Origin of the sequence: Arthrobacter sp. ok362 (genome assembly GCF_900102785.1) — a bacterium.
Classification (GTDB): domain Bacteria; phylum Actinomycetota; class Actinomycetes; order Actinomycetales; family Micrococcaceae; genus Arthrobacter.
Genome location: NZ_FNGC01000009.1, coordinates 23,768 through 36,677, shown reverse-complemented (window position 1 = coordinate 36,677; position 12,910 = coordinate 23,768). Strand labels below are relative to the sequence as shown.

At 67.3% G+C, this 12,910-nt stretch carries 10 protein-coding genes; 3 read left to right on the top strand and 7 right to left on the bottom strand.

The genetic code is table 11. The features are described 5' to 3' along the window. Positions 1–185 precede the first annotated feature (185 nt). Both BLQ10_RS12765 and BLQ10_RS12760 read left to right on the top strand, forming a co-directional pair. Positions 186–1,625, top strand: coding sequence for a glycosyltransferase family 2 protein (locus tag BLQ10_RS12765; protein WP_091562559.1), 1,440 nt, complete (start codon positions 186–188; stop codon positions 1,623–1,625). After that, on the top strand, positions 1,622–1,846 hold the full coding sequence (locus BLQ10_RS12760) for a hypothetical protein (RefSeq protein WP_254785543.1): 225 nt from the start codon (positions 1,622–1,624) through the stop codon (positions 1,844–1,846). Before BLQ10_RS12765 ends, BLQ10_RS12760 begins: the two co-directional genes overlap by 4 nt. A gap of 3 nt (positions 1,847–1,849) precedes the next feature. On the opposite strand, the gene BLQ10_RS12755 is transcribed toward BLQ10_RS12760, so the two are convergent. From BLQ10_RS12755 to BLQ10_RS12745, 3 genes are all read right to left on the bottom strand, one after another. Beyond that, positions 1,850–3,151, bottom strand: a complete 1,302-nt coding sequence (locus tag BLQ10_RS12755) for an MFS transporter (RefSeq protein WP_091562557.1) — start codon at positions 3,149–3,151, stop codon at positions 1,850–1,852. A 155-nt stretch (positions 3,152–3,306) separates the two neighbouring features. Then, a complete protein-coding gene (locus tag BLQ10_RS12750; RefSeq protein WP_091562555.1) occupies positions 3,307–3,813 on the bottom strand; it encodes a MarR family winged helix-turn-helix transcriptional regulator in 507 nt (168 codons plus the stop codon). Positions 3,814–3,815: 2 nt separating this feature from the next. Then, complete coding sequence (locus BLQ10_RS12745; RefSeq protein WP_091562553.1) at positions 3,816–5,552, bottom strand: AMP-binding protein; 1,737 nt, start codon at positions 5,550–5,552, stop codon at positions 3,816–3,818. A gap of 335 nt (positions 5,553–5,887) precedes the next feature. Here BLQ10_RS12745 and BLQ10_RS12740 point away from each other — a divergent pair, with 335 nt between their 5' ends. After that, positions 5,888–7,021, top strand: a complete 1,134-nt coding sequence (locus BLQ10_RS12740) for an acyl-CoA dehydrogenase family protein (RefSeq protein ID WP_254785555.1) — start codon at positions 5,888–5,890, stop codon at positions 7,019–7,021. Here the strand turns inward: BLQ10_RS12740 and BLQ10_RS12735 are convergent. From BLQ10_RS12735 to kdpC, 4 genes are all read right to left on the bottom strand, one after another. Continuing rightward, positions 7,018–8,835, bottom strand: a complete 1,818-nt coding sequence (locus BLQ10_RS12735) for a sensor domain-containing diguanylate cyclase (protein WP_175558603.1) — start codon at positions 8,833–8,835, stop codon at positions 7,018–7,020. The two genes, BLQ10_RS12740 and BLQ10_RS12735, sit on opposite strands and share 4 nt — an antisense overlap. A gap of 73 nt (positions 8,836–8,908) precedes the next feature. Beyond that, positions 8,909–9,583 carry a response regulator gene (locus BLQ10_RS12730; RefSeq protein ID WP_091562545.1) on the bottom strand — a complete coding sequence of 225 codons (675 nt, stop codon included), beginning with the start codon at positions 9,581–9,583 and terminating at the stop codon, positions 8,909–8,911. Further along, on the bottom strand, positions 9,580–12,267 hold the full coding sequence (locus BLQ10_RS12725; RefSeq protein ID WP_091562543.1) for a DUF4118 domain-containing protein: 2,688 nt from the start codon (positions 12,265–12,267) through the stop codon (positions 9,580–9,582). The genes BLQ10_RS12730 and BLQ10_RS12725 overlap by 4 nt, the downstream gene beginning before the upstream one ends. Before the next feature lie 12 nt (positions 12,268–12,279). Next, the gene (gene kdpC, locus BLQ10_RS12720; protein WP_091562541.1) at positions 12,280–12,909 is read right to left on the bottom strand and encodes a K(+)-transporting ATPase subunit C; all 630 of its coding nucleotides are present in this window, start codon (positions 12,907–12,909) and stop codon (positions 12,280–12,282) included. Position 12,910: the final 1 nt, after the last annotated feature.

The window sequence follows — 12,910 nt, the reverse complement described above, 5'->3', positions numbered from 1 at the left end:
CCCCTCCTAGGCGATCGCCAATCGACGCTCTGTGAGGACTGATTGCTGCCTGGCCGGACGGCACTGCCCGGCTCCGAACCACGATACTCCCGTCAGATTCAGGGCAAAATAGGTGTCCACCAGTGCGGGACGGGTGATTCTCATGTGACAAGTGGTGCCGCTGGTTCGCTGGTAGCATCTGGGCGATGGGCAGAGGACAACTTCACCGGACTGTAGGTCTGGTCATCGCGGTGATCGCGGGCACTGCGGCGGCGGTCCTGTGGGCCGCCGTCGCCGCGGGCGGCCGCGGGCAAGCTGAGGGGGCGCCGCACGGTTTTATCCTGGGGGTGTGGAACGTGCTCTACAGCACCAACGCTCCCGGGGCCCGGATTCTGGGCGCGGCGGTCGCGCTCGCAGTGCTGCTGGCCGCCGGCGTCGCCCTGCTGGAGCGCCGGATCACCACCCGGTCGCGGAGGTCGGCGAACGTCCGGATCGCTCCGCTGGCACCGAAGATCGTGATGGCGGCCACGCGCGGAGTCTATGCCGGGCCTGTCACCGTCACCGTGCTCATCCCGGCCCACAACGAGGAAGTCTCGCTGCCCTCTACGATCGCCTCGCTGCGGGCGCAGTCCCACAGCCCCGAACGCATCATCGTGGTGGCGGACAATTGCACCGACAGCACCGTGGATATCGCCCGCGACGCCGGCGTCGAGTTCTATGAGTCGGTCGACAACACGAAAAAGAAGGCCGGCGCCCTCAACCAGGTGCTCAAGCAAATCCTCCCCATGCTCGGTGCCAACGATGTAGTGATGGTCATGGACGCCGACACCCAGCTCGATGACGGCTTCCTCGGCGCAGCCGTGAACCGCTTCGAGGAGGACCGCGCCCTGATGGCGGTGGGCGGCCTGTTCTACGGGGAGGAAGGCCACGGTGTCCTCGGCCAGTTCCAGCGCAACGAGTACCTCCGCTACGGTCGGGAGATCAAGCGCCGGCGGGGGAGGGTTTTCGTGCTGACCGGCACCGCGTCGCTCTTCCGCCCGGTCGCCCTCCGCACCATCGCGGAGCAGCGCGGCGACTCGATTCCCGGGACGCGGGGCGACGTCTATGACACCGCGGCGCTGACCGAGGACAACGAACTGACCATTGCGCTCAAGTCGCTTGGCGCCCTCATGATTTCGCCGATGGCGTGCACTGTGGTTACCGAACTCATGCCCACCTGGTCCACGCTCTGGTCACAGCGGCTCCGCTGGCAGCGGGGAGCGCTGGAGAACATTGGCGCCTACGGGGTCACGTCCCAGACGACGCGCTACTGGGTGCAGCAGCTCGGAATCGGCTATGGCGTGATTGCCCTCAGCGCTTACCTGCTGCTGATCTTCCTCATGATGTTCTCCCTGGACGTATGGATCTGGTTCCCGTTCTGGCTGGGACTTGGCGGGGTGTTCATGATCGAACGCGTCGCCACCGTCTGGCAGGGCGGCTGGCGGGCCAGGATCCTGGCCCTCACGCTCTTCCCCGAACTCTTCTTCGACATGTTCCTGAATATCGTCTACATCAAGGGCATCATCGACATTTCGCTGGGCCGGACCGCGAACTGGAAACACGTCACCCACGCCACCGCCGCTGAGGCCGTCAAGGAGCCCGCATGAGCCTCACCGGCGTGCCCGTCCCCACGGGCATTCTCTTCCCGCAGTCGCTCCTGAACTCGGAGTGGTTCGCCATCCTGGCGACGTTTGTGGCGATCAATACCGTCATGTACGCGGCTCTGGCGGTCGCGAAGGTGCTGCCAAAGGTTCACCGGCCCGGCTGGCTCCGGCCCCGGCATGAACGCGGTGAGACCCGCAGCATCCACCCCGACGCGCCCCGCTGAGCCCTAGGCGGAATCTGCCCGCTGGGGAACCTGCGCCGCGGGGGACCCGACAGGCAGCGACCGCATCCCGGTCAATGGCGAGAACACCACGAAGGCGCAGCCCAGGAGCGCTCCGGCGGCCGCGATCCACATGGTCGCAAGCATCCCCAGCCGGTCTCCGAGCAGGCCCGCGCCAAGGCTGGAAAACGGCATCACCCCCCACACCACGAAGCGGATCGAAGCGTTCATCCGTCCGAGCAGGTGCGGCGGGCAGAGGCGCTGCCGGAGGCTCACCTGGGTGATGTTGTACGTCATCCCGGCGAAGGACAGGCCGAATTCCGCGGCCAGCAGGACCGGCAGGCTGTAAGCCGGTGCCGTCGCAGCCCAGGGGATCAACGCCAGCATGAGCGCGACGGCAACGGCGGAGACCGAAATGATGCGTCCCTCACCCACCTGGCGCGAAAGGTAGGGCGTGGCGACGGCGCCGAGAAGCCCGCCGACAGCCCCAACCGAAAGGATGAGGCCAAGTCCCGCCGCGCCCAGATGAAGCTCCCGGAGCACCAGCAGCGGCAGCAGCGTGAACGTCAGGGTGGAAAACAGGTTGGACGTTGCCGTGGTCCCGACCACCCGTCGGATCACCGGCTCCCGCGCGACGTACCTGACGCCCTCGGCGATTTCACTGGCGAGCCGCCTGCGTGCGGACCGGTCCGCGCGCACTTCGCCGTCCTTCACCCGCCACAGCAGGGCCGCCGAGAAGAGGTAGGACAAAGAATCCCAGACCAGCAACAGCGGGGCAGCGGCTATGGCGAGCAGGGCGCCGGCGAGGGCAGGCCCTGCGATTCTGGCCGTCTGGAAGCTCGCTTCGAGTTTTGAGTTGGCGTCGGCGACCTGCTGTCCGGCCACAAGGACCGGCACATAGCTTTGGTAGGACACATCAAAAAAGACGGTGCCGATGCCGACAACCGCCGCAACGGCCGCGAGATGCCACAGCTGCAAGGATCCCAGCCACCACAGCACCGGGACGACGGCGATTGCCAGTGCCCGGACGACGTCGGCGAATATCATCACGCGCCGCTTGAGCCATCGATCGACCCATGCCCCGGCCGGGAGCCCGACCACGAAGAACGCGGCCGTGCCCGCGGCGTTCAGGACCCCGAGCTGCCACTCGTCCGCCCCCAGCACGGACACGGCAAGCAGCGGCAGCGCGAGGATGCTGAATTGTGCGCCGAGCTCACTGATGCTCTCCGCACCCCACAGCAACAGGAAGCCGCGGTGCCGCCAGAGAGATCGCTGCCGGGGCAGTGTTGCTTGGTCTTCGCCGTCCACGACGTCCTTCTCCGCCGAAAATAATTGGGATCAGTCAACCACACACTGAAGCATTTGCTTCGGATTCGGATACGGTGATCCGGCGGGGACCGAAACAGCGCCCCGCAGCCATAAATTTCGGTGTGAATTGATTGGGCCGAGCTGATTGTCCGGCGTCAGCCGCTGAAATCCCCGGCGTTGCGGCGGAACGTGCCGAGGATACGGATCAGCTGGTCCACGTCCTGGTCCCCGAAGCCCGACTGGCCGAACACCTCTGAGTTCAGCACCGCTGTCGCCCGTTTGGCCAGGGCACGGCCGTCGGAGGTGAGCTCGATCAAGGTGGTGCGGCCGTCCGTGGGGTGCGGCGAGCGGATCACCAGCCCGGCGTCCTGGAGCCGGTCCACGGCGTTGGTGACCGAGGTGGGGTGGACCTGCAGCAGCGCGCTCGCCTTGTTCATGGGCAGCGCCCCGCTGCGGGCGAAGCTGAGCAGCGCCAGCAGCTCGTACCGGGCAAACGTGAGTCCGAACGGCTTGAGGACGGCCTCGATCCGGCCCAGCAGAATCTGCTGGGTCCGCATGATGGCGGTGATCGCGGCCATCGGGGCGGCGACGTCGGACCAGCCGTGGCGTTCCCAGTTCAGCCGGGCGTCGGCGATCGGATCTCGCGGCAGCGGTGTTCCCACGCTCAGCCCTGACCCTTGAGCCCGGGGAAATCGGAGTCGGAGTACTCGACGCCGAAGCCTTCGGGAAGGGGCCCGCCGCCGTGGCGCAGCTCCTCGCTGTGCCGCAGTTCCACGCGCCGGATCTTGCCGGAGATCGTTTTGGGGAGCTCGGCAAACTCCAGCCGGCGGATCCGCTTGAACGGGGCCAGGTGCTCCCGGCAGTACCGCAGGATGTCCTCGGCCAGCTCCGGGCCCGGCTGGTGCCCGGCCGCCAGGACCACAAAGGCCTTCGGCACCGACAGCTTGAGCGGGTCGGGGGAGGGGACGACGGCGGCCTCCGCCACCGCCGGGTGCTCAATCAGCACGCTCTCCAGTTCGAAGGGGGACAGCCGGTAGTCGGAGGACTTGAAGACGTCGTCGCCGCGGCCCACATAGGTGATGATGCCGCGCTCGTCCCGGCTCGCCATGTCCCCCGTGTGGTAATAACCGTCGCGGAAAGCCTCCGCCGTCTTGTCCGGGTCGCCGTAGTACGCCTTCATGAGCCCCACGGGGCGGGGGTCGAGGCGCAGGCAGAGCTCGCCGTCGTCGGCCTCCTTGCCAGTGGCGGGGTCCACGAGCACGACGTCGTAGCCAGGCAGCGGTTTGCCCATGGCGCCGATCTTGATTGGCTGGCCCGGGGTGTTCGCGATCTGCACGGTCGATTCGGTCTGGCCGAAGCCGTCCCGGACGGTCTGGCCCCAGGCGCGGTGGACCTGGTCGATCACCTCGGCGTTGAGCGGTTCGCCGGCGGACACCACCTTGGTGGGCGGGTTCTTGAGCAGGGTGAGATCGGCCTGGATCAGCATCCGCCAGACCGTGGGCGGGGCGCAGAAGCTGGTCACGGATTCGCGGTCCATCTGGTCCATGAGGGCCTTGGCGTCGAAGCGTTCGTAGTTGTAGATGAACACGCACGCCTCGGCAATCCAGGGAGTGAACACATTGGACCAGGCGTGCTTGGCCCAGCCCGGCGAGGCCACGTTGAGGTGCACGTCGTCTGGTTCCATCCCGATCCAGAACATCGTGGACAGGTGTCCCACCGGATAGGACGTGTGCGTGTGTTCCACGAGTTTGGCCTTGGACGTGGTGCCGGAGGTGAAATAGAGCAGGAGGGTCTCGTCGGCCAGGGTGGGGGCGTCCGGGGTGAACTCCACGCCGGCCGCTGAAGCGGCAGCGTACTGCCGGGCATTGTCCGCGGCGGCGGGCTCCGCGGGGCCCGCACCGATTTCGATCAGCGTGTAGTCACCGGTGACGCCGGCGAACTTGGCGATGTTGGCACTGCCAACGGCGGCCCAGGACGCGCCGCCGCGCTCCACCCGGTCCTGCAGGTCGGCGGGCCCCATCAGGGTGGTGGTGGGGATCATGACGATGCCCAGCTTGATGCCGGCCAGCATGAGCTCCCAGAGCTCCACCTGGTTTCCGAGCATGATGATCATCCGGTCCCCGCGCCGCACGCCCTGCCCGCGCAGCCAGTTGGCCACCTGGGACGAGCGCCGGGAGAGGTCCGCAAAACTGCGCCGGGTCGCGGACCCGTCCTGTTCGACGATCACCAGTGCCGGCTTGTCCGCCTTGGCCGGGTCTGCCGCGAGCTGGTCGAACCAGTCCAGGGCGAAGTTGAATTCCTCGAAGCGCGGCCACTGGAACTCGCTGCGGGCGCCGTCGTAGTCCCCGCGCAGGGCCAGCAGCCGGTCCCGTGCGGCCCGGAATTCCTCAGTCACGGTCATGGTGCACCTTTCAAGTCCTCTGGCGCTGCCGTTCCGGACCTGGCGCCGTTGCCTGGGATCCCGCCGGCCCGGCACGGTGCCTGCCTAGTGATCCCCGTCACTGTGCAATATACTAGGACATCCAAGGGTTTGGAAGAGCGGCGCTGCTCTGCAGGCGGCGCATGACGAAGGGATACGTGCCCGTGCAGCCACAAGGACGTGCCAGCGGACAGTTGGCGCCAGCCACGAAAACAGCGGAATCAAACACAGCGGAATCAAACACAGCGGCATCAGACACAGCCGGATCAGACACAGCCGTTACCGCGGTGCAGCCGCCCTTTCCCGACGCCGACCTGATGCACATCGTGGACCTGCTGCCGCCGGACGAACAGCTCCGCTACCAGGAGGTCCGGGAATTCCTGCAGTCCCGGATCCGGGCCGCATCGATCGACTACTGGAATCGCGAGGAGTTTCCCTTCGACCTGCTCGCGGAACTTGGCAAATACGGCCTGGGTGGGCTGCAGACGGACGGTACGTCCAAGCTCTTCAAGGGGCTCATGTACGTCGAGGTGGCGCGCGCCGACGTCTCCCTTTCGGCGCTCGTAGGCATTCACAACGAGCTGATCGTCGGCATGATCGATGAGCTGGGCTCGGAGGAACAGAAGGCACGCTGGCTCCCCGGCCTCACCGCGTTCACGCAGCTCGGAGCGTTCGCCCTGACGGAGCCGGACCACGGCTCGGACATCGCCGGTGGCCTGGAAACCACCGCGCGGCTGGACGGCGGCGAGTGGGTCCTTAACGGCGCCAAGCGGTGGATCGGCGCCGGCACCATCGCGGACTTCGCCCTCGTTTGGGCCCGGGACGTCGCTGACCAGCACATCAAGGGCTTCATCGTGGAGACGGACCGTACCGGCTACACCGCCACGAAGATCGCCAACAAGATCGGCCTGCGCATCATGCAGAACGCCGACATTGTCCTCGACGAGGTCCGCATCCCGGCGGCCAACCTGCTGCCCGGCGCCACCGACTTCTCCAAGGCCAATGAGCTCCTGCGCGATTCACGGGCCTGGGTGGGCTGGCAGGGCGCCGGTATCCAGCTCGCCGCGTTCGACGTAGCGCGCGCCTATTCGCTGCAGCGCCGCCAGTTCGGCAAGGAACTGGCCCGCTTTCAGCTCATCCAGCAGCAGCTCGCCGAGATCCTGGGTAACGCGACCGCCTCCTTGGCCCTGATGGCCCAGCTGGCGCGAATCCAGGAAGACGGCAAGCTCGAAATGGTCCAGGCCGCCATGGCCAAAGCGACCACCACAAGGCTGGCGCGTGCCTCGGTGGCGATGGGCCGGTCCCTCATGGGCGGCAACGGCATCAGCAGCGACTATGAGATGGGCAAGCTCTTCGGCGACGCCGAAATCCTCTATACCTACGAGGGCAGCTACGAAATCAATTCGCTGATCGTGGCCCGGGCCGTGACGGGGAAGTCCGCCTTCGTCTAGGCTCCGCGCATGTCCGTGCCGTCCCGCGCCCGGTCTGCCTGGGCAGAGTGAACCGCCGGGCTTGCGTGGCCGTACCGGGACGTGCGGTTGCGGCCGCCGTTCTTGGCCTCGTACAGGGCCCGGTCCGCGCAGTCCAGGAGGGAACCGGCCGCGGCGTCGCCCTGCTCGCAGACTCCGGCGGAGATCGTCAGGAAACCGACTTCCCCGAACGGTTCGGACGCGATGGCTTCGCGGGCACGTTCGGCCGCGCGCAGGGCCTCGGCGCCGTCGGTCTCCGGGAGCAGCCACACGAACTCCTCGCCGCCGAATCGGGCCACGATCTCCTTGGCGCGGGCGACCGTCCGGAGCCTCGCCGCGACCTCCGCCAGTACGACGTCGCCCATCAAGTGACCATGGGTGTCGTTGACCCTCTTGAAGTGGTCGATATCCAGGACTACGGCACTCAGGCTCGTCCCGCGGCTCCCGGCCTGCGCAACGTGTTCGGCGAGGTGCCGTTCCAGGGCCCGCCGGTTGGGCAAGCCGCTCAGGGCATCGGTGGTGGCTTGCTGCTCCAGGTCCGTCCGTGCCTCCGTGTTGCCGATGGCGATTTCGACGAGCTCCGCGAACTGGGCCAGCCGCTCCATCATCGCTTCCGTGACCCCTGTCCGCGACTTCGAGCTCAGGCTGACAGCACCCCACAGGCTGCCGCGGACCCGGATCGGCGCCGCCGCCGCGGACTGGAAGCCGCCGGCGCGCATCTCCTGTGCTGCCTGTCCCCCCTCCGGCCGGTAGAGAACGAGGGCCGGCCTGCCGGTCACTGCCACCCGGATGGTGGCGGACTCGTCCGTCGGGGCGAAGATCTGCCGCCGGCTCAGCGTCGGCGGGAGCGTCGGGGCCATGGCGACGATTTCCGCCGAGGACGCGCCCGTGAAACGGACGACGGCGGCGGAATCTACGTTGAACAGATCGCGGACAATCGCGGCGACCCGCTCTGAGATGTCTGCGGGGGCCGCGTTGCGCGCGACTTCGGTCGCTATTTCGTGCAGGGCCTGCCAAACCTTTTGTTGCTGCAGGCGCTCGGTGATGTCAACCGCCACCACCATGCCGGCCGCGGCCTCATCGTCGGAATAGACCGGTCCGGCATTCAGCCGGTAGGTGCGGTGCCCGATCTGCCGGCTCCAGGAGACCTCGCGGCCCGCGAGGGCCGCACGGTAGCGCGGCTCGAGCTCGCTGGCGAGATTTCCCTTGAGCACGTCCTGGATGCGTTGGCCTTCGAGCTCTTCCCTGCGGTAGCCGAAGGTTTCCAGCTCCTGGCCTTCGGCGATCAGGTAGCGCAGCTCGGCGTCGAAGAGGAGCACAAAGACTCCGGGGACACTCCGCGCCAGGGCACGGTACCGGTCCATGTCCCGTTGCCGGCGCCGGTCGGCCAGCACCCGCTCGGTGATGTCCGTGACCAGGACGAAGAAGCCCTGCACCGCACCGTCCCGTTTATCGGGAGTGTAGGTGACCTCGGTGAAGCGAGACTGGCCCGCGGCATCCACCAGGGTGCGGTCAAACTGTTGCAGCTCTCCGGCTAGCGCCCCCTCGATCTGCGGCCTGTTGGCCTCGAAGACGGCCTCGCCGAGCACATCCCGGACATGCATGCCGTGAAGCTGCTGGGTCCCAAGCCCGAACCATTCGCAGTAGGCATCGTTGGCCAGGCGGTTGCGCAGTCCCGTGTCCCAGTAGCCGACGAGGGCCGGGATCCCGTTGAGGACGGCGCGCAGCTGCGCCGGGATCTCCGGCAGCGGGGACGGGCCGGCATCGTCCCTGTTGAGCGGGCTGCGATTAGTCATGGCCCAAGTATCCATGGCCGGGTTGCCTGGAGGGAAACGGCAGTATCACGGGCTGTCTGCGCGCCGGCGGGACTCAGGGCATGAAGCGGTAGCCGATGCCGGCCTCCGTGAGCAGGTGGCGCGGGCTGGCGGTATCAGGCTCCAGCTTGCGGCGTAGTTGGGCCATGTATACCCGGAGGTAGTTGGTCTCCTTGGCGTACGCCGGGCCCCAGACCCTGGAGAGCAACTGCTGTTGTGTGATGAGTTTTTCCGGATTCCGGATCAGAACCTCCAGAATTTTCCATTCTGTGGGGGTCAGCCGGACGTCCCCGCCGTCCCTGGTCACCCGGTGCTTGGCAAGGTCCACAGTGAAGGCTTCGGTCGTAACCACCGCTTCGTGTTCCGGTTCGACGCTGCGGCGCAGCAGGGCCCGGAGCCGGGCAAGGAGCTCGTCCAGACCGAACGGCTTGGTGATGTAGTCATCCGCGCCGGCATCGAGAGCCTCAACTTTGTCTTCGGAGCCGTGCCTGGCGGACAGTACCAGCACCGGAACGCTGCTGAAGCCGCGCAGCTCCTTCAGGACGCTGGTCCCGTCAATGTCGGGCAGGCCGAGGTCCAGGATGATGAGTGAGAGCGGCTTCTGGGTGGCTGCCAGCAGCGCAGAGGTCCCGTCCGCGGCGGTGGTGACGGCGTAGCCGTGGGCCTGGAGCGTGATCCGGAGGGCCCTCAACAGATGCGGGTCGTCGTCGACCACCAGGACAGCCGTCACGGCGTGTCCGGTCCGGACGCAAGGGGCAGCACATGGCCGCGGCGCGCCATCAGTGACTGCGGCTCCATCGGGGCCTGGGCGCGGTGCCCGTCATACGGGGTGCCCGTGGACAAGGGAAGCCGGATGATCATCGTCAGGCCTCCGCCGGGCGTCGCTTCGGCGGTGAGGCTGCCGCCCATGGCATCGGTGAACCCTTTCGACACCGCCAGCCCGAGCCCGATCCCGGTGGTCTGCGGGGCGTCGTCGAGCCGCTGGAAAGGCCGGAACATTTCCACGACACTCTCCGCCGGGATTCCCCGGCCGTGATCGATGACCCGGAGCTCGCCGGCAGGGTGCCCTTCGAGCGTCGCCGGGCTCAGCCCGCCGGCCGCCCCGACCAGGACGATGTCCGAATCGGGGGCATATTTCACGGCATTCTCGACGATGTTCGCAATCACCCGCTCCAGCATTCCGGGGTCGGCTTCGATCTCCGGCATGTTGGGAGGCAGGTCCACCCGCACCCTCCCGGCAGGGACGGCGCTCAGGGAACCCGGGATTACTTCGTACCAGCGCACGGGCCTGAGCAGGGGATTTACGGCATCCGCGGTGATCCGGGACATGTCCAGAAGATTGCCCACCAGCGCGTCCAACCTGTCCGAACACTCCTCTATCGTCGCCAGCAGCTCCTGCTCCTCTTCCTTGGTGAAATGGACGTCGCCGTGCCGTAGTCCGCCGACTGCAAGTTTGATCCCGGCCAAGGGGGTGCGCAGGTCGTGCGAAACGGCGCGGAGGATGGAGGTACGCATCGTGTTGCTCTCGGCCAAGCGAAGCATTTCCCGCCGGCTGGCCACCAGCTGCTGGCGTTCCAGCTGTGCCCCCAGATGAAGTCCGAACGCCCCCAGGAGGCGCCGGTCGCTTGCCGGCAGAATCCGTCCGAACAGCACAAGGCGGGTGGTGGCGTCGATGTCTTCCACGTTGTCCGGGGCGGCATCGGTTTCTGTCTCGCTGGGGGACAGGTCTGGAATTTCACCGGCGGCGGCCTGAAGATGCCACAGCCGGCCTGGTATTGCGCCGCCGCCGTCGTCGTTGCCGTCCGCCAGGCCGTAGCCAAGGCTGAAAAGAGCAGCACCACGCACCTGGAAGACGCTCAAGGCCTGTTCCAGCAATGCCTGAACCGTGTCCTCCAATCCGGCGGCGCTGCGCGTCAGATCACCGAGCGTCGTGGCTTCGGCGCGGGCCCGTGCCGCCTCCTTGGAGCGGCGCGCCGATAGATCGACCACAACGGCAACGGCGGCAGAGACGCCCACAAACACCAGCAGGGCCAGGAAGTTCTGCGGATCGCTGATCGTCAGGTTGCCTAGCGGCGGAGTCGAAAAGTAGTTCACTAGGAGGCTGCTCCACAGCGCGGCCAGGATGGCCGGCCACAATCCTCCGATCAGCGCCACCGCCACCGAACCGGTGAGCTGGACCAACATGGCGGCGGCCACATTCCGGTCTGGGTTCAGGAGCGAAAGCAGGAGTTGCAGGACCATGGGGAGCAGCACAGCGAGGCCGAACCCGACGGCGACCCGCACACGGCCAAGGTCGCGCTGCCGTGACAGGCGGGTTCCCCGGCCGCCGAGGGGATGGGAGACCATATGGACATCGATGTCCCCGGAATCGCGGACCACTCGGGTGCCTACCCCGCCACCGAGCAGGTTTCCCAGCAGACCGGCGAGCTTTTTGTGGCGGGAGATGCCGACGACGATCTGGGTCGCGTTGACGCTGCGGGCGAAGTCCAGGAGCGCTGCCGCCGGATCCTCCCCGGTCACGATGTGGTAGCTGCCGCCCAGATCCTGGATCAGGCGGCGCTGGGCTTCCAGTGCCTGGGGGGATTCGCTGGCCACACCGTCCGCGGCGCGGACGTGGACCGCCAGCAGGTCTCCGCCGTTGACACGGTTGAGGATGCGGGCCCCCCGGCGGATCAGGACTTCCCCTTCCGGGCCGCCGGTCAGCCCAACGACGATTCGCTCCCGGGCCGGCCAGCTTTCGTCAATGCCCTGTTCGGCCCGGTACTTGGCCAGGCCCTCGTCCACCCGGTCGGCCAGCCATAGCAAGGCAAGTTCGCGCAGTGCCGTGAGGTTGCCCAAGCGGAAATAGTTCGAGAGGGCGGCGTCGATCTTGTCGGCCGCGTAGATCTTGCCGTCGCCCAGGCGCTGGCGGAGCAGCTCGGGGGAGATGTCCACGAGGTGGATCTGATCTGCCCGGCGGACAACGTCGTCTGGCACTGTCTCCGCCTGGTGGACGTCGGTGATGGCGCTGACAACGTCCCCCAGGGACGCCAAATGCTGGACGTTGACGGTGGAGAGGACATTAATGCCGGCATCAAGGAGCACAGCGACGTCCTGCCAGCGCTTGGAATTGCGGCTTCCGGGAATGTTGGAGTGGGCGTATTCGTCCACAATCGCGGTCCCCGGCGCCCGGGCCAGGACGGCGTCGAGGTCCATCTCCTCAAACTCCGTGCCCCGGTAGGGCAGCCTCTTGGGCGGAATGACTTCGAGTCCCTCCAGGAGCGCCCGCGTCTCGCTGCGTCCGTGGTCCATGGCGAACGCCACCACGACGTCCTCGCCGCGCTTGCCGAGACGGTGGGCTTCTTCGAGCATCTCGTAGGTCTTGCCCACACCCGGCGCCGCCCCCAGGAAGATCCGCAGCATTCCACGTGCCATGCCGTCATTCTCTCACTTGGATTGTGCCGGCTGCGACGGCCGGGCGGCCGCCGCCACGGCGAGGTTGAGGGCAGTCACGTTCACCGACGGCTGGCCGAGAAACGCGGCTAGTCCACTGCTGGTGTGCTGTTGCACCAGGGAGGCAACGGCGTCGGTGCTGAGGCCGTTCGCTGCTGCCACCCGCGCAATCTGCAGTTGGGCGTACGCGGGGGAGATGTCCGGATCCAGCCCGGAACCGCTGGCGGTCACGGCGTCGGGCGGCACCGCTGCCGCACCCACGCCTTCAGCGGCGGCGACTTCGGACCGGTTGGTGGTGACGGCGTCGAGCAGTTTCTGATCGTTAGGCCCCAAGTTGGACGCCGAGGATGACGCCGGGTCCCATTTCACGGCCGAGGGCCGGGCGTGGAACCAGCGCGGGTCCTGGACGCCGGAATCGTTGGCAGCGGCCTGGACAATCAGGGCGGACGCAGCCGGCGCGCCGCTGCTGTCTTTGAGGATGGAGCCGTTGGCCTGGTAGGGGGCGATGAGCTGTCCGATGCCGAAGACGGCCAGGGGGTAGGCGACGCCGAGGACCAGGGTGGCAAAGAGCAGGAAGCGCAGGGCGGTGCCGGCCTGGCGGAGGTAGCCGGTGAGGGTGTTCATG

Excerpts from the sequence above, each read along its gene's own strand:
- BLQ10_RS12765 (WP_091562559.1), top strand. The coding sequence starts at position 186 with ATGGGCAGAGGACAACTTCACCGGACTGTAGGTCTGGTCATCGCGGTG.
- BLQ10_RS12760 (WP_254785543.1), top strand. The coding sequence starts at position 1,622 with ATGAGCCTCACCGGCGTGCCCGTCCCCACGGGCATTCTCTTCCCGCAG.
- BLQ10_RS12745 (WP_091562553.1), bottom strand. The coding sequence starts at position 5,552 with ATGACCGTGACTGAGGAATTCCGGGCCGCACGGGACCGGCTGCTGGCC.
- BLQ10_RS12740 (WP_254785555.1), top strand. The coding sequence starts at position 5,888 with ATGCACATCGTGGACCTGCTGCCGCCGGACGAACAGCTCCGCTACCAG.
- BLQ10_RS12735 (WP_175558603.1), bottom strand. The coding sequence starts at position 8,835 with ATGACTAATCGCAGCCCGCTCAACAGGGACGATGCCGGCCCGTCCCCG.
- BLQ10_RS12725 (WP_091562543.1), bottom strand. The coding sequence starts at position 12,267 with ATGGCACGTGGAATGCTGCGGATCTTCCTGGGGGCGGCGCCGGGTGTG.
- kdpC (WP_091562541.1), bottom strand. The coding sequence starts at position 12,909 with ATGAACACCCTCACCGGCTACCTCCGCCAGGCCGGCACCGCCCTGCGC.